This window comes from Delftia sp. GW456-R20, from assembly GCF_001622915.1.
In the GTDB taxonomy this organism is placed as follows: domain Bacteria; phylum Pseudomonadota; class Gammaproteobacteria; order Burkholderiales; family Burkholderiaceae_C; genus Comamonas; species Comamonas acidovorans.
The window spans coordinates 912,480-930,607 of record NZ_LWCN01000005.1; the positions used below are offsets into that span (position 1 = coordinate 912,480).

The 18,128-nt window shown below is 68.5% G+C and carries 18 protein-coding genes; 12 read left to right on the top strand and 6 right to left on the bottom strand.

Annotated features, from left to right (window positions below; genetic code table 11):
* Positions 1–117: 117 nt before the first annotated feature.
* Positions 118–684, top strand: a complete 567-nt coding sequence (locus A4F85_RS28000) for a TetR/AcrR family transcriptional regulator (RefSeq protein ID WP_034397250.1) — start codon at positions 118–120, stop codon at positions 682–684.
* 144 nt (positions 685–828) lie between these two features.
* Entirely contained in the window at positions 829–1,743 is a 915-nt protein-coding gene (locus A4F85_RS28005) for a LysR family transcriptional regulator (protein ID WP_063328480.1), read from the top strand.
* Here the strand turns inward: A4F85_RS28005 and acnD are convergent.
* Genes acnD through A4F85_RS28020 form a run of 3 tightly spaced genes read right to left on the bottom strand, consistent with a single transcriptional unit; the run spans position 1,731 to position 6,010 of the window.
* The gene (acnD, locus tag A4F85_RS28010) at positions 1,731–4,358 is read right to left on the bottom strand and encodes a Fe/S-dependent 2-methylisocitrate dehydratase AcnD (protein WP_063328481.1); all 2,628 of its coding nucleotides are present in this window, start codon (positions 4,356–4,358) and stop codon (positions 1,731–1,733) included. The two genes, A4F85_RS28005 and acnD, sit on opposite strands and share 13 nt — an antisense overlap.
* A gap of 60 nt (positions 4,359–4,418) precedes the next feature.
* Entirely contained in the window at positions 4,419–5,615 is a 1,197-nt protein-coding gene (gene prpC, locus A4F85_RS28015) for a bifunctional 2-methylcitrate synthase/citrate synthase (protein ID WP_063328482.1), read from the bottom strand.
* Positions 5,612–6,010 carry an acyl-CoA thioesterase gene (locus A4F85_RS28020; RefSeq protein ID WP_043821632.1) on the bottom strand — a complete coding sequence of 133 codons (399 nt, stop codon included), beginning with the start codon at positions 6,008–6,010 and terminating at the stop codon, positions 5,612–5,614. Before A4F85_RS28020 ends, prpC begins: the two co-directional genes overlap by 4 nt.
* A 117-nt stretch (positions 6,011–6,127) precedes the next feature.
* On the opposite strand from A4F85_RS28020, the gene A4F85_RS28025 reads away from it, so the two are divergent.
* Complete coding sequence (locus A4F85_RS28025; protein WP_047218765.1) at positions 6,128–7,540, top strand: short-chain fatty acyl-CoA regulator family protein; 1,413 nt, start codon at positions 6,128–6,130, stop codon at positions 7,538–7,540.
* A gap of 36 nt (positions 7,541–7,576) precedes the next feature.
* Here A4F85_RS28025 and A4F85_RS28030 read toward each other — a convergent pair whose 3' ends face one another.
* Positions 7,577–8,542: a ferritin-like domain-containing protein gene (locus A4F85_RS28030; RefSeq protein WP_012207662.1), complete on the bottom strand. Its 966-nt coding sequence runs from the start codon at positions 8,540–8,542 to the stop codon at positions 7,577–7,579.
* Between the two features lie 332 nt (positions 8,543–8,874).
* Here A4F85_RS28030 and A4F85_RS28035 point away from each other — a divergent pair, with 332 nt between their 5' ends.
* Positions 8,875–9,225 (top strand): hypothetical protein, encoded by a 351-nt coding sequence (locus A4F85_RS28035; RefSeq protein WP_063328622.1) that lies wholly within the window; start codon positions 8,875–8,877, stop codon positions 9,223–9,225.
* 64 nt (positions 9,226–9,289) lie between these two features.
* On the opposite strand, the gene A4F85_RS28040 is transcribed toward A4F85_RS28035, so the two are convergent.
* Positions 9,290–9,496 carry a hypothetical protein gene (locus A4F85_RS28040; RefSeq protein WP_013800491.1) on the bottom strand — a complete coding sequence of 69 codons (207 nt, stop codon included), beginning with the start codon at positions 9,494–9,496 and terminating at the stop codon, positions 9,290–9,292.
* Positions 9,497–9,767: 271 nt separating this feature from the next.
* Between A4F85_RS28040 and A4F85_RS28045 the strand changes: the two genes are divergently transcribed.
* Genes A4F85_RS28045 through A4F85_RS28055 form a run of 3 tightly spaced genes read left to right on the top strand, consistent with a single transcriptional unit; the run spans position 9,768 to position 10,907 of the window.
* Positions 9,768–10,091 carry a hypothetical protein gene (locus A4F85_RS28045; RefSeq protein WP_013800490.1) on the top strand — a complete coding sequence of 108 codons (324 nt, stop codon included), beginning with the start codon at positions 9,768–9,770 and terminating at the stop codon, positions 10,089–10,091.
* 27 nt (positions 10,092–10,118) lie between these two features.
* Positions 10,119–10,640 carry a low affinity iron permease family protein gene (locus tag A4F85_RS28050; RefSeq protein ID WP_043821626.1) on the top strand — a complete coding sequence of 174 codons (522 nt, stop codon included), beginning with the start codon at positions 10,119–10,121 and terminating at the stop codon, positions 10,638–10,640.
* A gap of 33 nt (positions 10,641–10,673) precedes the next feature.
* Positions 10,674–10,907 (top strand): hypothetical protein, encoded by a 234-nt coding sequence (locus tag A4F85_RS28055; protein ID WP_013800488.1) that lies wholly within the window; start codon positions 10,674–10,676, stop codon positions 10,905–10,907.
* A gap of 7 nt (positions 10,908–10,914) precedes the next feature.
* Here A4F85_RS28055 and A4F85_RS28060 read toward each other — a convergent pair whose 3' ends face one another.
* Positions 10,915–11,793: a c-type cytochrome gene (locus A4F85_RS28060; RefSeq protein WP_063328483.1), complete on the bottom strand. Its 879-nt coding sequence runs from the start codon at positions 11,791–11,793 to the stop codon at positions 10,915–10,917.
* A gap of 72 nt (positions 11,794–11,865) precedes the next feature.
* Between A4F85_RS28060 and A4F85_RS28065 the strand changes: the two genes are divergently transcribed.
* From A4F85_RS28065 to A4F85_RS28085, 5 genes are all read left to right on the top strand, one after another.
* Positions 11,866–12,252 (top strand): c-type cytochrome, encoded by a 387-nt coding sequence (locus A4F85_RS28065; protein WP_063328484.1) that lies wholly within the window; start codon positions 11,866–11,868, stop codon positions 12,250–12,252.
* Positions 12,249–13,187 (top strand): cytochrome c oxidase subunit II, encoded by a 939-nt coding sequence (locus tag A4F85_RS28070; RefSeq protein ID WP_063328485.1) that lies wholly within the window; start codon positions 12,249–12,251, stop codon positions 13,185–13,187. The genes A4F85_RS28065 and A4F85_RS28070 overlap by 4 nt, the downstream gene beginning before the upstream one ends.
* Positions 13,166–15,715 (top strand): cbb3-type cytochrome c oxidase subunit I, encoded by a 2,550-nt coding sequence (locus A4F85_RS28075; protein ID WP_063328623.1) that lies wholly within the window; start codon positions 13,166–13,168, stop codon positions 15,713–15,715. The genes A4F85_RS28070 and A4F85_RS28075 overlap by 22 nt, the downstream gene beginning before the upstream one ends.
* A gap of 100 nt (positions 15,716–15,815) precedes the next feature.
* The gene (gene otsB, locus A4F85_RS28080) at positions 15,816–16,571 is read left to right on the top strand and encodes a trehalose-phosphatase (protein ID WP_197485535.1); all 756 of its coding nucleotides are present in this window, start codon (positions 15,816–15,818) and stop codon (positions 16,569–16,571) included.
* Positions 16,568–18,094: an alpha,alpha-trehalose-phosphate synthase (UDP-forming) gene (locus A4F85_RS28085; protein ID WP_063328487.1), complete on the top strand. Its 1,527-nt coding sequence runs from the start codon at positions 16,568–16,570 to the stop codon at positions 18,092–18,094. Before otsB ends, A4F85_RS28085 begins: the two co-directional genes overlap by 4 nt.
* Positions 18,095–18,128 lie beyond the last annotated feature (34 nt).

An 18,128-nucleotide genomic window follows, 5' to 3' on the forward strand; every position in this document is an offset into this window, starting at 1 on the left:
CGATACGAAGGCCGCGATGGTACATATCAGAATCAAATGAGTCAATATCGATTCATTTGATGCTTCAAAACATCAACAGATAAAATCCATGCACTTTCCAAGGAGGCATGACAAGCGATGACGAGCACCAAGCAAGAGGACGAAGGCAAGCTGCTGGGCGCACTGGCACTGGCGCTGCTGGACGATCCCAAGGCCAATCTGCAGGAGCTGGCACGCGCCATCGGCATCAGCAAGGCCACGCTCTACCGCTTCTGCCCCACGCGCGACCAGCTCATAGACCGGCTCATAGGGCATGCGGCCGACACCCTGTCGCGCGCCATGCACGCGGCCGAGCTGGAGCGCCACGCGCCGCTGGAGGCGCTGCGCCGCCTCACCGCCCACTGCCAGGACCACCAGACGCTGCTGCTGTTCCTGATGTATTTCTGGCGCTCCGACATCTCGGTGGTCGGCCAGATAGAGAGCGAATGGGTGGCGGCCATGGATGCCTTTTTCCTGCGCGGCCAGCAGGCCGGCGTGTTCCGCATCGACATCACGGCCGCGGCCATGACCGAGCTGTGGCTTTCCATGGCCGTGGGCCTGCTGGATGCGGAACGGCGCGGCCGTGTTGCGCGGGCCAGCGTGGCGGCCGTGATGGAGCAGTCCTTCCTGCACGGCGCCCTGCAGCCCGGCGCACCGGCTGCGTAGCGCGCCGGGCGCCGATGGGGGAAACCGAGGTGATGAATGATGGTCATGCACTGCTTTCAATCGATGAAGGCAGCCATGGAATGGATTCGCATCAATGAACTAAAATTTTTCTAGTTCAAAAATCCATGAATTTTTCTCACCAAAATGCTCGAACGCACCCACCTTGCCATCGTCCGTGAAGTCGAAAAACAGGGCTCGCTGACGGCGGCGGCCGGCGTGCTGTGCGTGACGCAGTCGGCGTTGAGCCACAGCATGAAGAAGTTGGAGCAGCAGCTGGGCACGGACATCTGGCTGCGCGAAGGCCGCAGCCTGCGCCTGACGCAGGCCGGCCAGTACCTGCTGGCCGTGGCCCAGCGCGTGCTGCCTCAGCTGGACCTGGCCGAGGAGCGGCTGCGCCAGTTCTCCCAGGGCGAGCGCGGCGCGCTGCGCATCGGCATGGAGTGCCATCCCTGCTACCAGTGGCTGCTCAAGATCGTCGCGCCCTATCTGGCGAGCTGGCCCGATGTGGATGTGGATGTGAAGCAGAAATTCCAGTTCGGCGGCATCGGCGCACTGTTCGGCTACGAGATCGACCTGCTGGTCACGCCCGATCCGCTGTTCAAGACGGGCCTGGAGTTCGTGCCCGTGTTCGACTACGAGCAGGTGCTGGTGGTCTCCAGCGCGCATGCGCTGGCAGGGGCCGATTTCGTGGAAGCCGCCCAGCTCGCGCCCGAGGTGCTGATCACCTATCCCGTGCCCATGGACCGGCTGGACATCTACAACCAGTTCCTCATGCCGGCCGGCATCACGCCGCGCCGCCAGAAGGCCATAGAGACCACGGACATCATGATGCAGATGGTGGCCAGCGGCCGGGGCGTGGCGGCCCTGCCGCGCTGGCTGGTGCAGGAGTACGCGGGCAAGCTGGACGTGGTTCCCGTGCGCCTGGGCGCCAAGGGCATTGCCAAGCAGATCTTCCTGGGCGCGCGCGTGGCGGACCTGCAGACCGACTATCTGCAGGCCTTCATCGAGCTGGCGCGCCAGCCGCTGGCCGCTGGCACCCTCCCTGCTCAGGCTGCCTGAGCCTGCGCCAGGAAGTCCTGGGCAAAGCGCTGCAGCACGCCGCCCGCCTCGTAGACCGATACCTCCTCGGCCGTGTCCAGCCGGCAGATCACCGGCACGCGCAGCGTCTGGCTGCTTCTTCGTTCAATCACCAGAGTGAGTTGGGTTCCCGGGGTGCGCTCGCCTTCCACGCCATAGACCTCCGTGCCGTCCAGCCCCAGGGTCCTGCGGCCGGTGCCCGGCAGGAACTGCAGCGGCAGCACGCCCATGCCGATGAGGTTGGTGCGGTGGATGCGCTCGAAGCCTTCGGCCACCACGGCCTCGACTCCGGCCAGCCGCACTCCCTTGGCCGCCCAGTCGCGTGAGCTGCCCTGGCCGTAGTCGGCGCCCGCGATGATGATCAGCGGCTGGCGGCGGTTCAGGTAGGTTTCCATGGCCTCCCACATGCGCACCACGCGGCCTTCGGGCTCGATGCGCGCCAGCGATCCCTTGTGCTGCACGCCGTCGATGACGGCCATTTCGTTGACCAGCTGCGGGTTGGCGAAGGTGGCGCGCATGGCGGTGAGGTGGTCGCCGCGGTGGGTGGCGTAGGAGTTGAAGTCCTCCTCGGGCAGGCCCATGCGCGCCAGGTACTCGCCCGCCGCGCTGTCGGCCAGGATGGCGTTGGAGGGCGACAGGTGGTCGGTGGTGATGTTGTCGGGCAGCAGCGCCAGCGGCCGCATGTTGCGCAGCGTGCGCGGGAAGGCCGCCAGCGCGCCCACGCCTTCGGTGTCCCAGTACGGCGGGCGGCGGATGTAGGTGGACTGGGGGCGCCAGTCGTACTGGGGCGAGGCCTTGTTTCCGTCGTCCTTGCGGATGGCGAACATGGGTTCGTAGACGGCGCGGAATTGCGCAGGTTTGACTGCTTGCTCGACGATGGCGTCGATCTCCTCGTCGGCGGGCCACAGGTCCTTGAGGCGGATCTCGCGCCCGTCCACCACGCCCAGCACATCCTGCTCGATGTCAAAGCGCACCGTGCCCGCCAGCGCATAGGCCACGACCAGCGGCGGCGAGGCCAGGAAGGCCTGTTTGGCCTGGGGATGGATGCGCCCGTCGAAGTTGCGGTTGCCCGAGAGCACGGCCGTGGCGTAGAGGTCGCGCTCGATGATTTCCTGCTGGATGGCGGGGTCCAGCGCGCCGCTCATGCCGTTGCAGGTGGTGCAGGCAAAGGCGACGATGCCAAAGCCCAGCTGCTCCAGCTCGCTGAGCAGCCCGGCCTCCTTCAGGTACAGCTCCACGGCCTTGGAGCCCGGCGCCAGCGAGGATTTGACCCAGGGCTTGCGCGTGAGACCCAGGCGATTGGCATTGCGCGCCAGCAAGGCGGCGGCAATGACATTGCGCGGGTTGCTGGTGTTGGTGCAGCTGGTGATGGCGGCGATGATGACGGCCCCATCGGGCATCAGGCCTTGCGCCTCCTGGACGCGGGCGGCCTGCAGTTTTGCGGCATCGGCAATGCCGCGCTCGGCCAGGGCAGAGGTGGGCAGGCGCCGGTGCGGATTCGAGGGGCCGGCCATGTTGCGCACCACGGTGGACAGGTCGAACTGCAGCAGGCGCTCGTACTGGGCATCGGCCAGGCTGTCGCTCCAGAAACCTGCGGTGCGCGCATAGGCCTCGACCAGGCGCACCTGGGCCTCGTCGCGGCCGGTCAGGCGCAGGTAGGCCAGCGTCTGGTCGTCAATGGAGAACATGGCCGCCGTGGCACCGTATTCGGGGCACATGTTGGAGATGGTGGCGCGGTCGCCGATGCTCAGGCTGTCGGCCCCCTCGCCAAAGAATTCCACATAGGCTCCGACGACTTTTTGCTGGCGCAGGAATTCGGTCAGGGCCAGCACGATGTCGGTGGCGGTGATGCCCGCCTGGCGCCGGCCCGTGAGGCGCACGCCCACGATCTCGGGCAGGCGCATCCAGCAGGCGCGGCCCAGCATGACGTTCTCGGCCTCCAGCCCGCCCACGCCCACGGCGATCACGCCCAGGGCATCGACATGGGGCGTGTGCGAGTCGGTGCCGACACAGGTGTCCGGGAAGGCCAGGCCATCCTGCACGGTGACCACAGGGGACATCTTCTCCAGATTGATCTGGTGCATGATCCCGTTCCCTGCGGGAATCACATCCACGTTGGCGAAGGCTTTTTTTGTCCACTCGATGAAGTGGAAGCGGTCCTCGTTGCGGCGGTCCTCGATGGCGCGGTTCTTCGCAAAGGCGTCGGGATCGAAGCCGCCGCACTCCACGGCCAGAGAGTGGTCCACGATGAGCTGCACGGGCACGACGGGATTGACCTGGGCGGGGTCGCCGCCTTCGGCCGCAATGGCGTCGCGCAGGCCGGCCAGGTCCACCAGGGCGGTCTGGCCCAGGATGTCGTGGCAGACCACGCGCACGGGGTACCAGGGAAAGTCGATGTCGCGCCGGCGCTCGATGAGCTGCAGCAGGTAGCCGTCCAGCTGCGCGGGATCGGCGCGGCGCACGAGGTTCTCGGCGTGGACGCGGGCGGTGTAGGGCAGGCGTGCCCAGGCGCCGGGCGAGAGCGCATCGACGGCGGCGCGGGCGTCGATGTAGTGCAGCGTGGTGCCGGGCAGGGGTTTCTTGTGGGTATGGTTCATGGGGCGGATGCAATGCGGGCGGGCCTGCAGCCCGCCCGCCAGGTTCAGGACAGCGGCGGCTCAGGCGCGCGCATCGAGGGGCACGAACTTCTGGTCCTCGGGCCCCGTGTAGTTGGCGCTGGGGCGGATGATCTTGTTGTCCTGGCGCTGCTCGATCACATGGGCTGCCCAGCCGCTGGTGCGCGCGATCACGAACAGCGGCGTGAACATGGCCGTGGGCACACCCATCATGTGGTAGCTGACGGCACTGAACCAGTCCAGGTTGGGGAACATCTTCTTGACCTCCCACATCACCGATTCCAGCCGGTCGGCAATGTCGTACATGCGGGTGGTTCCGGCCTCGTCGGACAGGCGCTTGGCCACGCCCTTGATGACCACGTTGCGCGGGTCGCTGACGGTGTAGACCGGGTGGCCGAAGCCGATCACCACTTCCTTGGCATCGACGCGGCGGCGGATGTCGGCCTCGGCCTCGTCGGGCGTGTCGTAGCGCTTCTGGATCTCGAAGGCCACCTCGTTGGCGCCGCCATGCTTGGGGCCGCGCAGCGCACCGATGGCGCCCGCGATGGACGAATACATATCGCTGCCCGTGCCCGCGATCACGCGCGCCGTGAAGGTGGAGGCGTTGAACTCATGCTCTGCATAGAGGTTGAGCGAGGTGTGCATGGCGCGCACCCAGCCTTCGGACGGCCGGTGGCCGTGCAGCAGGTGCAGGAAGTGGCCGCCGATGGAGTCGTCATCGGTCTCCACCTCGATGCGCCGGCCCGAATTGCTCCAGTGGTACCAGTACAGCAGCATGGAGCCCAGGCTGGCCATGAGCCGGTCGGCAATGTCGCGGGCACCCGCCAGGTTGTGGTCGTCCTTTTCGGGCAGCACGCAGCCCAGGGCCGAGACGCCGGTGCGCATCACGTCCATCGGGTGGGCGCCGGCAGGCAGCTGCTCCAGCGCCTGCCTGACGCTGGCCGGCAGGCCGCGCAGCGCCTGCAATTTGGTCTTGTAGGCCTGCAGTTCGGGGCGCGTGGGCAGCTTGCCGTGCACCAGCAGATGGGCGATTTCCTCGAACTCGCAGACCTCGGCAATGTCCAGGATGTCGTAGCCGCGATAGTGCAGGTCGTTGCCCGAGCGGCCCACGGTGCACAGCGCCGTGTTGCCGGCGGTCACGCCCGACAGGGCCACGGACTTCTTGGGCTTGAATGCGGACGCAGATGGTGCAGTTGGCGCAGATGGCGCAGATGGCGCGTCGATGATCGTGGTACTCATGGAAGGGTCTCCTGGTTCAGATAGGAATGGGCAATGGCGGCAGGAAGGCCGTTGTGGTCGACAGCCACCATCTCGAACAGGCCCTTGAGCACGTCCTCGCAGGCAATGCCCGGAGCCTGGGCCGATGCGGTGACGCAGACCGTCATGGAGCTGCGCCCCACCCGGCTGACCCAGCCGCGCAGGACGATCTCGTGGCCCACGGGCACGGGCGCCAGGAAGTCCACGCCGGTGACGGCGGCCATCACCACCTCGCGCTGCGCCAGGCTGCGCGCTGCGAGAAAGGCGGCCTTGGCCATGAGCTGCAGGCCCTGGCCCGCGAACAGCGTGCCGTGGTGGTTGGCCAGCGCGGGCAATACCAGTTCGCGCAACTCGGCGGTTCCAGCAGGTGTTGTCATGCTTCGCAATCTACGCAAAATAGCGGCTCAGCCATAGGGCTGAAAAGGCGAATTCTTGCGAAACGAATCCCACGATATTGCGAATTCTGCGAATAACAGCCACCCGAGGAAACAGGCATGAAGAAGACATTCATGGGCGTCAAGCTGCGCAAACTGCGCGCGGAGCACGGCCTGTCCCAGATCGCCCTGGCCCACGCGCTGGGCCTGTCGCCCAGCTACCTGAACCAGCTGGAGCAGAACCAGCGGCCGCTGACGGTGTCGGTGCTGCTCAAGCTCAACCGTGCGCTGGGCGTCGATATCCAGCAGTTCTCGGAGGACGAGGAGGCGCGCCTGGTCGCCGGCCTGCGCGAGGCCCTTGCCGAGGCGCCCGAATCCATTGCCCTGCCCGAGCTGCAGGAAGTCGCCGCGCAGATGCCCGCCCTGGGGCGTGCGGTGATGGCGCTGCACCGCCGCCATCTGGAAGCCCTGGAGCGCATCGAGAGCATGTCGCTCAGGCTGGGCGATGACCGCTCGGACATGCCGGTGGCGCGCACCATGCCGTTCGAGGCCGTGCGCGATTTCTTCTTTGCGCACCAGAACTACTTCGATGAAGTGGACCGCGCGGCCCAGGCCCTGGCCGGCGAGGCGCGCGCGGACCCGGGCCATCTGGCGGACTGGCTGGTCCGGCGGCTGCAGCAGCGCCACGGCGTGCAGGTGCATCGCTCGGAAGACTCCCGGCAAAGCCAGCGCCGCTTCGACCCGGCCACGCGCTCGCTGTGGCTGTCCTCGGCGCTGGAGCCTGCGCAACAGGCCTTCCAGCTGGGCACGCAGCTGGCCTTGCTGGAGATGGGCGAGACGCTGGACCGGCTGATCGCCACCGCCGCCTTCCAGGGCGATCCGGCGTCATGCAAGCTGGCCCGCGTGGGCCTGGCCAACTACTTTGCGGGCGCGCTGCTGCTGCCCTACGACCTGTTCCTGGAGGCGGCCGAGCAACTGCGCTATGACATCGACCTGCTGGGCCAGCGCTTTGGCGTGGGCTTTGAAACCGTCTGCCACCGCCTGAGCACGCTGCAGCGGCCGGGCGCGCCCGGCGTGCCGTTCTTCTTCGTGCGCGTGGACCGCGCGGGCAATATCTCCAAGCGCCAGTCGGCCACGCATTTCCACTTCAGCCGCACGGGCGGCACCTGCCCGCTGTGGACGGTGTACGAGGCCTTCGGCCAGCCCGACCAGGTCCTGCGCCAGCTGGCCAGCATGCCCGACGGGCGGCGCTACCTGTGGATTGCACGCTCCGTCTCGCACGGGCAGCGCGGCTATGGTTCGCCGCGCAAGACCTTCTCCATCGGCCTGGGCTGCGACATACGCCATGCCGCGCGCCTGGTCTATGCCAAGGGGCTGGACCTGGGCGACCCGGAATCGGCCACGCCCATCGGCATGGGCTGCAAGGTCTGCGAACGCGACCAGTGCACGCAGCGCGCCTTTCCCTATGTGGGAAAGGCGCTGCATGTGGATGAGAACGCCAGCCGCTTTGCGCCCTATGGCGTGGGCGGCTGACGATTCCGTGGCCCGCGCGGTGCGCGGGATGCCCGGTCAGGCTGCGCTGCGGTAACGGTCGCGCAGGTCGCGCACTTCATCGTGGTTGCGCTGGGCACCCTGTGCCTGGCGCTCCACCACCACGCGCACGGCCGGTGGCAGCGGTTGCTTGAGCGCCTTGCGGTACTGGGCGAGGGCGGAGTCCTCGCCGCGCTCGCATTCCTCCAGCACCGCCTTGTCGTCCTGCGAGGTCAGGGCCGTCTTCACGGACACCCAGCCCCGGTGCAGCGCGCCGGCCACCGTGCCGCCCGATGCAGGCTCTCCGCCGAGCCTGCGGATTTCCGCTTCCAGCTCCCGCGCGGCAACACCGCACTCGGTGGAATGGCGCATGAACAGGGCCTTGAGGTCGGGCGAGTCGGCGTTCTCGGAGGAGGTGCGGAAGCCGTACTCGCCATCGCGGCAGGATTCAAGCAGGTCGTTGAGTACGTCCACCACATCGTCGTTGTCGATATCGCCCGTATAGGCGGGGGCGACGATGGTGCCCGTCTCGTCACGGACATCACGGCTGCCTGCGCGCGCCCAGGCGGCGCGGGCTGCGGGCCGGGCCTGGTCCCAGTCCAGATGGCTGGCGCCACGGCGGGTGGTCCATTCGCGCTCCCACTCGGCGTCGAAGGCATCGAAGTCGGCATCGCGGCGTGCGGCGGCAGCGTTCCAGCCCAGCTCGTAGGCGGGACGGTATTCCTCGTAGCTGCGGCCAGCCACGTAATAGGGCTCGCTCTGGTAGGCATCGCGCCAGTAGGCATCTTCAACCGTGGGGTTCACGGCCTCGGCTGCACCCTTGCCGGCCAGCCCGCCGACCACGGCACCGGCCACGCCGCCCACGGCAGCGCCGATGGGGCCACCCATTGCGCCGAATGCAGCGCCGGTGACGGCGCCGCCTGCTGCGCCTATGCCGGTGCCCACCGGGTGCGCGCCGGGTGCGTCGGACAGCGGGTCACGGTTTGCGGGGTTCGATTGCGTCATGGAATGTGCTCCTTGGCAGTTGAAAGTGATTCCTATGCTGATGGCCGCGGAGGCCGTCCGGCGTGCGCGCTTGCGGCCATGTGCCGTAGGAACGCAGCGCCCTGCCCTTGCGGACATCGCGCCAGTCCCCTGTGGCCATTTTTCGCACTGCCGCACAGGGCAAACACAGGGCAATCGGCGTGCCTGCCGGCCCTCCCGCATCGGACTGCATCCGAGCGCATCGGCACGCTCCTACCCCCAGGAAAGTGCTGTGCCCACCCCCGCTGCAAGCCCGCGCAGGCAGGCTTGGTCCATGACCCGGCCACGGTGGCCGGACCCCCTTGGAGATCACCATGCGCACCCCGAACAACACGGCTGCCACCGGCAGCGACACTCCCCGGATCGAACGCAGCGAAGACGCCAGCGCCGACCTGCCCGAAGGCAAGGACATCAACGAGCACCTGAGCGCGGAAAAGGATGTGGCCGATTCCATCGCCGAGGCCTCGGCGCACCGTTTCGACGACATGCCGCAGGACGGCCCGCTGAACTTCGACGATGAAACCGACATGGGCCACCCGCGCGGCAACACGCAGCGCGAAGGCGGCACCTGGCAGGCCGAGGGCGCGGACAGCGGCAGCCTCAGGCCGCCCGCCGAAATCCTGTCCGACCGCAATGGCCCCAGCGACCGCAAGAACGGGCGGTGATGCACCCTCGCACGCCATGAAAAAAGGGCACCCGAGGGTGCCCTTGTCGCGAGGAAACGGCAATTCATCCAGCGCCGCGGTCACCGCCTGGGCCGCCGCCCTTGTTCTGGCGCGTCTGGGCCTGGTTGCCGCTGCCGACATGGGCCTCGCGGTCATGGCGGCTTTCGGGCGTTCGCTGGCCTTCGTTCCTTTGCGTGGGCGGCTTCGCGCCCTGGCGGTTGTGATCGTTCTCCACCTTGCCCTTGCCGGGCTCCTGTCTGTCGCTGCTCATATCGCGCTCCTTGTCTAGGGTGCCGGGCCCCATCGCTGCAGGGCCGGACTTCCAGTCTAGGCAGCGCGCAAGGCCCAGGCAGCGGGTCATGGGCGCCCGCCGGCGTGGGGCGTCTCCCACAGGGCAAACGACGTGCCTGAGAACGGCGTTCAGGCGCGAGGCATCTTTTCGTTCCTGTGCTTTCGGCGTGGTCCCACGGCGGCTGCGCGCGGGCGAAGAGACCATGGCCCAAGCGCCGCCTGCGCAGGCCCGCGAACGAAAGGAAGACGCCATGAAAGACAAGACCCCATCCGCATCCAAGTCCTCTGCACCCACACAGGCGAAGCCGTCGGGCGATGGCCAGACCAAGCTGCCCGGCCAGGTGGGCAAGGCGCCGCATGCGCCCGGTGAATCCGATGCAGCCGACGCATCCGAACAAGGCCTGCGCCTTCCGCACGAGCGCGACCAGAGCCTGGACGCCACCAGCGATGCGCCCGACCCGGTGATGCGACAGGCCCATGACGACATTGTTTCCGGCCAGGTGGATACCGACATGCGGCAGACGCCGGGACTGGATGCCGAGCGGCGCAAGAAGATGGTGCGCAAGCAGCCTTGATCGATTTTTTCCGGACGGTTTTCCCCCATGCAAAGCACAAGTTCCACACCAAGCCGCCGCACACCGGGAGACGCCCTGGGCTCCATGCCCGAGACCAGCAGTGCCTCGTATGCCGACCACTCGCGCCTGCTGTCGGCCTTCGATCATTTCGCCAGCAGGGTGACGCGCTGGGCCGGCACGCCCATGGCCTTTTGCGTGGCCCTGATCTGCGTGGCCGTATGGGCCGTGGCGGGGCCGATGTTCCACTTCTCGGAGAACTGGCAGCTGGTCATCAACACGGGCACGACCATCGTGACCTTTCTGATGGTGTTCCTCATCCAGCAAAGCCAGAACAAGGACAGCGTGGCCCTGCACCTGAAGCTCAACGAGCTGCTGGCAGCCAACAAGATTGCCAGCAACCGCATGATCGGCATCGAGGGGCTGGACGAGGAGCAGCTGCAGCAAGTGGCGGCCTTCTACGTCAACCTGGCCGCCCGCGCGCGCGAAAGCGGAGCCTGCAAGGAATGCCACTCCATCGACGAGGACGACCCGGCACGGCCCGGCAACTGAGGCGGCCTGACTGCACTCCATCCAGTAGAACCCATGCCAGACATTCCCGATTGGCTCCAGTGGCCTGCCTTTGCGGCCTCCCTCATCGGCGCATGGTGGGTGGGCTCGCGTTCCGCCGGGCGGCGCAATGTGGGCTTCTGGATCCTGATGCTCAGCAATGTGCTGTGGGCGCTGTGGGGATGGTCCTCCGGCGCCTGGGCACTGGTGACGCTGCAGGCCTGCCTGGCCATCACCAACATCCGCGGCTCCATCAAGGCCGAGCGTTGAGCCAGCGCTAGCGCAAGCTGGCCAGGTAGGCAGCAATGTCCCGTGCATCCTGCTCGGCGACCCCCATGGCGGGCATGGCGGTTCCCGGCTTGACGGCGTCGGTCTGCACCAGCCAGCGCACCATGTTGTCGGGCGTGTTGTCCAACACGCCGGCAATGCGGGTACGGCGCGCCATGCCGTCCAGCGGCGGCCCCACCTGCGGGCTGGCCTGGGCCTGGCCCGCCACCGTGTGGCAGCCCACACAGGCGTACTGGTACAGGGCCCGCTGCCCGCGCACGGCATCACCGGGCCGCAGCGCCTGCACGGGCGGCCTGCACGGCTGAAAGACATCGTCCCGGCCCGCGTGTCCTGCGGAGCCCACCACCCAGTCCTGCCCCGCCATCGCGGCGAACTGCGGCGGCGACAGCTGCGGCATCTTCTGCACGAAGGCGACCACCGCCCAGAGATCGTCCTCCGACAGGCGAAATTCCCAGGAAGGCATGCCCGTCATCTTCAGCCCGTTGCGCGTGAGCCAGTACAGCTGGCCGGCGCTCCATCGCTGCGTGGCGTCGATCAGGGGCCCGGGCAGCGGCTGCATGCCCTGGCCCGCCGCCCCCTGCGCCACGCCGGGGCCGCCGTGGCACTGCACGCAGTGCTGGCGATAGCACTGCGCACCGCGCGCCAGCATGGCTTCGTCCGCCGCGCGCGGCGGCTCCAGGCCCCGCGCGTGGTAGCGCACGGACTGGCGCATGGCAATGTCCAGCAACTGGTAGACCGGCTTCAGGTGCTGGCGATTGGCGGCCACGTTGTAGACGCCGCTGGACACCAGGGCGGCAGCCAGCCCCGCTGCCGCGCAGGCAACGGCCAAAAGCGTGAGTGCCACGGTGCGCAGCTTGGTGGAGGCCATGAGAAATTGTCCTACCCGCCCTGCTGCGCGAATGTCAGCAGATCCTGATTGGGGACGCGGAATAATTTCCCCATGCCCGAGGCGCTCCCCTCCTTCCTGCACCGGCGCCAGCGAGTCGCCGCAAGCCTGTGCGCCGCTTTCTGGCTTGCGTGCGGCGGTGCGGCAGCTGGCGAGGAAAGCGCGTCGGTCGAGCGCGGCAGGCTCCTGCTGGCCCAGTACCGCTGCGGCAGCTGCCACAGCATTCCGGGGGTGGCCGATGCCCGGGGACGGGACGCCACGCCGCTGGACGGCTTCGGGCGGCGCAGCTATATCGCCGGGCGGCTGCCCAACCTTCCGGACCTCCTGAGCGCCTGGATCGTGCACCCGCAGGCACTGGTGCCCTCCACCACCATGCCGTCGCTGGGCGTATCGGCCACGCAGGCGCGCGACATGGCGGCCTACCTGGGCAGCCTCCAATGAGCGGCACGGCGGCCGCCACCCCCCAGTCATCGCTGCATGCGGGCAGCGTGCAGGCGGCCTCGTTCGGAGAACTCAGTGCCGTGCTGTCCGTGGGCGCGGCGGCGCTGCTGCTGGGCGTGATGCTGCTGCTGGCCCTGTCGCTGGGCCGCGCGCGTCCGGTGCGCGTGCGCCTGTGGCTGGTGGGTGGCGGCATCGCCCTGCCCGTTGCCGTGCTGACAGCCCTGTTCTTCTACGGAGAAAGCCGCCGCCCCGACTGGCGCCCCATGCCCCCGGCCGACGCATTGGTGGTGACCGTGACGGCACACCTGTGGTGGTGGGACATACGCTACAGCGATCCGCGCACGGGCGCCGAGTTCGTGACGGCCAACGAGGTCCGGCTGCCCGTGGGCCGGCCCGTGTACTTCGCGCTGGCCAGCGGCGATGTGATCCACAGCTTCTGGGTGCCGGCACTGGGCGGAAAAATGGACATGGTGCCGGGCCGTCTGCAGCACCTGCTGGTACAGCCCACAGCCGAGGGCCGCTGGCGCGGGCAATGCGCCGAGTATTGCGGCGAGCAGCATGCGCGCATGGCGCTCGACGTACTGGTGGTGGCGCCGCAGGCGTTCGAGCGCTGGTCCGCCGCGCAGGCGCGGCCCGCCTCCGTTGCCGTGAACCACCCGGGGCTGCAGGCCTTCGAGAAGCACCGCTGCAGCTTCTGCCACAGCGTGCGCGGCGTGGCCGACGAGGCCTCGCGCGGCCTGGGGCCGGACCTGACCCATGTGGGCGGCCGCCTGTCGCTGGCCGCCGCCAGCCTGCCCAACACACCACAGAACCTTCGCTCCTGGATCACCCATACGCAGCAGCTCAAGGCCGGGGCGCGCATGCCCTCGGGCGCCGGGCGTGTGCCCGACCACGAACTGGAAGACATCGCCGCATGGCTGAGCACCCTGAAATAGATGCTGCCCCGCCGCACGGCTTTCCCAGCGCCCTGCCCCGCCCCGCCGGCGAGCGCGAAGCCCTGGAGCGTGCCTGGGCACGCCCGCGCGGCTGGCGCATTTTCAGCGCCGTGAACAACACGCAGATCGGCGCCTTCTACATCGTGACGGCACTGCTGTTCTTCGTGCTGGGCGGCATCCTGGCGCTGGTGATGCGCGTGCAGCTGGCCGTGCCCGACAACGACCTGCTGGACGCCGCCACCTACAACCAGATGTTCACCATGCACGGCACGGTGATGATGTTCCTGTTCGCCGTGCCCGTGGTGGAGGCGATTGCAGTCTTTCTGCTGCCGGGCATGCTGGGCGCCCGGGACCTGCCCTTTCCCCGGCTGTCCGCCTATGCCTTCTGGGCCTATGCGATCGGCGGCCTGGCGTTCTTCTGCACCATCTTCTGGGGCGTGTCGCCCGATGGCGGCTGGTTCATGTACCCGCCGCTCACGAACAAGCAGTACTCGCCCGGCATCGGCGCGGACTTCTGGCTGCTGGGCATCGGCTTCATCGAAATCTCGGCGATTGCGGGCGCCATCGAGCTGATCGTCGGCATTCTCTTCACACGCGCACCGGGCATGACGCTGGGCCGGATGCCGGTGTTCGCCTGGGCCACCCTGGTCAGCGCGCTGATGATCGTGTTCGCCTTCCCGGCCGTGATCGCGGCCACCACGCTGCTGGAGCTGGAGCGCGCCTTCGACTGGCCCTTCTTCAATCCGCAGTCCGGCGGCGACCCGGTGCTCTGGCAGCATCTCTTCTGGTTCTTCGGCCACCCGGAGGTCTACATCATCTTCCTGCCTGCGGCCGGCATGGTGTCCATGATGGTGCCCGCCATGGCAGGCACGCCCCTGGTGGGCCAGCGCGCCGTGGTCTGGGCGCTGGCCGGCGTGGGCGTGGTCAGCCTGCTGCTGTGGATACACCACATGTTCGCGGCCGGCCTGGGACTGACGGCGCTGCTGCTGACTTCCATCGCCAGCTTCGTGGTGGCCATTCCGAGCGGGCTTCAGGTCTTCGCCTGGATTGCCACCTTCTGGCAGGGCCGCGTGCGCATGGACACGCCCACGCTGTTCCTGCTGGGCTTTCACTTCATCTTCGTGCTGGGCGGGCTGACGGGCGTGATGGTGGCCGTGATTCCGTTCGACTGGCAGGCGCATGACAGCTACTTCATCGTCGCCCACCTGCACTACGTGCTGATCGGCGGCATGGTGTTCCCCGTGTTCGCGGCCCTGTACTACTGGCTGCCCGTGTTCAACGGCGCGGCGCTGTCCGAGCGGCTGGGACGCTGGATATTCGCCCTGCTGTTCGGCGGCTTCAACATCGCCTTTTTCCCCATGCACCTGACAGGCCTGCTGGGCATGCCGCGCCGTGTCTACACCTACGCGGACGCGCTGGGCTGGAACGGGCTGAACCTGCTGTCCACCGTGGGCGCCTTCATCTTTGCGCTGGGCGTGCTGCTGCTGTTCATCGACGTGGCCCGGGCCGTGCGCCGGCCGGACCGCGACCATGGCAATCCCTGGCGCGCAGGCACGCTGGAATGGCTGCCGCCGCGCGAGTACGGCGTGCGCAGCATTCCCGAAGTGCGCGGCACCGAGCCGCTGTGGGACAGGCCATCGCTGGCGCAGGAAGTGGAGCAAGGCCGCTACTGGCTGCCCGGCACCGTCTTCGGCGGCCGGGAAACCCTGCTCACCGATGCGCGCAGCGCCCGGCCCGTGCAACTGCTGCGCCTGCCCACCGACGGCTGGCCGCCGCTGCTGGCCGCAGCGGGCACGGCCGCCTTCTTTTTGCTGCTGACCGTGGAATGGGTGGCGCTGGCCTTTGCCTGCGGCCTGGGCGCCATCGCCGCCATGCTGGCCTGGATCTGGCAGCTGGACCGCACTGCGCCGGCCCCCCGGGCCGAGGTGGCCACGGGCGTCTTCCTGCCCGTGCAGCCGGCCGGCAGGCGATCGCATTCCTGGTGGGCCGTGCTCATCCTGTGCACCGTGGACTTCACGGTCTTCGCCTCCTTCGCCTATGCCTACATCCACCTGTCGATGGCGCTGGAGGTCTGCCCTCCGCCGGGCGCGGTCCTGCCCGCGCCCTCCCGGGCCATGGCCAACGTGCTGCTGCTGGCCGCCAGTGCCCTGCTGCTGCGGCACTGCACGCGCTCACCTTTGGGAGACGGACCGCACAGGCAGCGCCTGCTGCGTGCCTGCGCCTTGGGGGCCCTGGTGTGCGCGGTAGGGGCCTTTGGCCTGTCGCTGGCAGGCCATCTGGATGCGGGGCTTTCACCGCGTGCGGACGGCTGGAGCGCGGCCGTGGGCGTCATCGTGGCCTACCAGGGCTTTCACTGCGTGCTGATGATGGTGCTGGGCGGCTTTTTGCTGGCCCGATCATGGTCCGGCCATCTGCAGCCCCGGGCGCGCGCCACGCTGGACAACGTGGGCCTGCTCTGGCAGGCCGCAGCCCTGCAGGGCATTCTGGGCGAGGCCATTTTGCGCCTGGTGCCGGCGCTCATGGGCTGACCGGGCCGCTTTCATCGAGAGACTGCGGCGCATGGCCGATCCCCGCACAAGCGCTCGGCTGACGGCCGATGGACCCGGCACTCGATACCTTGGTCTCTCCATGGAAACACCTCCGCTCCCCACCTGCAGATCCGCGCTGTTCCTCGACTTCGATGGCACGCTCGTGCCCCTGGCCGAGACACCGGACGCCATCAGGCAGGATCCCGCCCTGCTCCCGCTGCTGGCCGGCCTGCAGGGCCGGCTCGATGGCGCGCTGGCCATCGTCACAGGCCGTCAGATCGAGGTGCTGGACCGCTACCTGGCGCCGCTGTGCCTGCCCGCCGCCGGCGAGCACGGCCTGCAGCGGCGGGATGCCGGCGGCCGCCTGCACGCTCAGCCATCGGCTCTGCCAGAGACCGTGGCGCAGTTGTGCAATGCCTTGGCGACCGATCATCCCCGCCTGCTGGTGGAGCGCAAGCTCTCCTCGGTCGCACTGCACTACCGGCGCGCGCCAGAATTGGCGGCGCTGTGCCTGGATACGTTGAGCCGCGCACTGCGGCACCTGCCCGGTCTGGAGCTGCTGCACGGCAAATGCGTGCTGGAGGTCAGGCCTGCGGGCGTGGACAAGGGCCGCGCCATTGCGGCCTTTCTGCGCGAAGAGCCGTTCGCCGGCCGCACCCCCGTGTTTGCCGGTGACGATGTCACGGACGAAAGCGGCTTTGCCGTGGTGCAGGCGCTGGGCGGCATGGCGATCAAGGTGGGCGAAGGCGCAAGCGGGGCCCGCCACCGGCTGGACAGCCCGCAGGCCGTGCACGCCTGGCTGCAGTCCGCATGCATGCACCTGGCGGCACAGACCTGCGCGGAGGCCCTGCCATGAGCCGGCTGGTGGTGATCTCCAACCGCGTGGCCGATCCGGGCAGGACCGCAGCCGGGGGCCTTGCCGTGGCCATGGGCGATGCGCTGCGGCAGACGGGCGGCCTGTGGTTCGGCTGGAGCGGAACCGTCACCGACGACGGTGCCCAGGCCGCGCCTGCCGGCCATGTGCACCGCACCCAGGCCGGCAAGGTCACGCTGGCCACGGTGGACCTGGACCGCGCGGACCACGACAGCTACTACGCGGGCTACAGCAACGGCGTGCTGTGGCCCGTCTTCCATGGCCGGCTGGACCTGGCGAATTTCGACACGGGCCTTGCGGCCGGCTACCGCCGCGTGAACCAGCTGCTTGCGCGCCGGCTGCTGCCCCTGCTGGCGGAGGACGACATCCTCTGGGTGCATGACTACCACCTGATCCCGCTGGCGGCCGAGCTGCGCGCCCTGGGTTGCCGCCAGCGCATCGGCTTTTTCCTGCACATCCCGCTGCCGCCACCGACCCTGCTGGCGGCCATTCCCGAGCATGCATGGCTGATGCGCTGCCTGTTCGCCTATGACCTCGTGGGCCTGCAGACCCGCCAGGACGTGCAGCATTTCGAGCGCTATGTCTGCGAGGAGGCGGGCGGCCAGGCCCTGGGCGACGGCGCATTCCGCGCCCATGGCCAGCGCCTGGTGTGCCGCGCCTTCCCCATAGGCATCGATGTAGAAGGTTTCATGGCGCTTGCACAGGGCGGCGCCTCGCGGGACATGTACGAGCGCATGAAGCACGAATACGCCCAGCGCCGCCTGCTGCTGGGCATAGACCGGCTGGACTACTCCAAGGGCCTGCCGCAGCGCCTGCGCGCCTTCCGGGAGCTGCTGGCCCGCCATCCCGAGCAGCGCCGCAGCGCCACGCTGATCCAGATCGGATCGCCCACGCGCGAGGGCCTGGACGCGTATGCCGACATACGGCGTGAACTCGAATCGCTGTGCGGCGCCATCAACGGCGACTACGGCGAGCTGGACTGGATGCCCGTGCGCTACATCCACCAGACCCTGCCGCGCGATGGCATTCCGGGCCTGTGCCGTGCAGCGGCCGTGGGCCTGGTCACCCCGCTGCGCGACGGCATGAACCTGGTGGCCAAGGAGTACGTGGCGGCCCAGGACCCGGCCGACCCGGGCGTGCTGGTGCTGTCGCGGTTTGCGGGCGCGGCCGAGCAGCTGCAGGAGGCGCTGCTGGTCAATCCCTACGACGTGCACGGCACGGCAGCCGTGGTGCAACAGGCCCTGCAGATGCCGCTGCAGGAAAGGCGCCAGCGGCACCAGCGGCTGCTGCAGCGCATTGCCGAGCAGGACGTGCACTGGTGGCGCAGGGCCTTTCTGTCTGCCTTGAAAGAGGCCAGGCCGCTGGAGCACAGGGAACGGGAAGGCTTCGGCATCCCCGTTCCCTCGATCAGGCAGGAGCAGGCACCGCTGCGCCTGGAACTGGCCGCCTGCCCTGCCGACGGTGTGGAACGGGACGCCTGCCGGTCGGTGATCTCCGACAGGTAATGCCTTCCTGCTCCTGCGGCGCCGCGTTCATCCT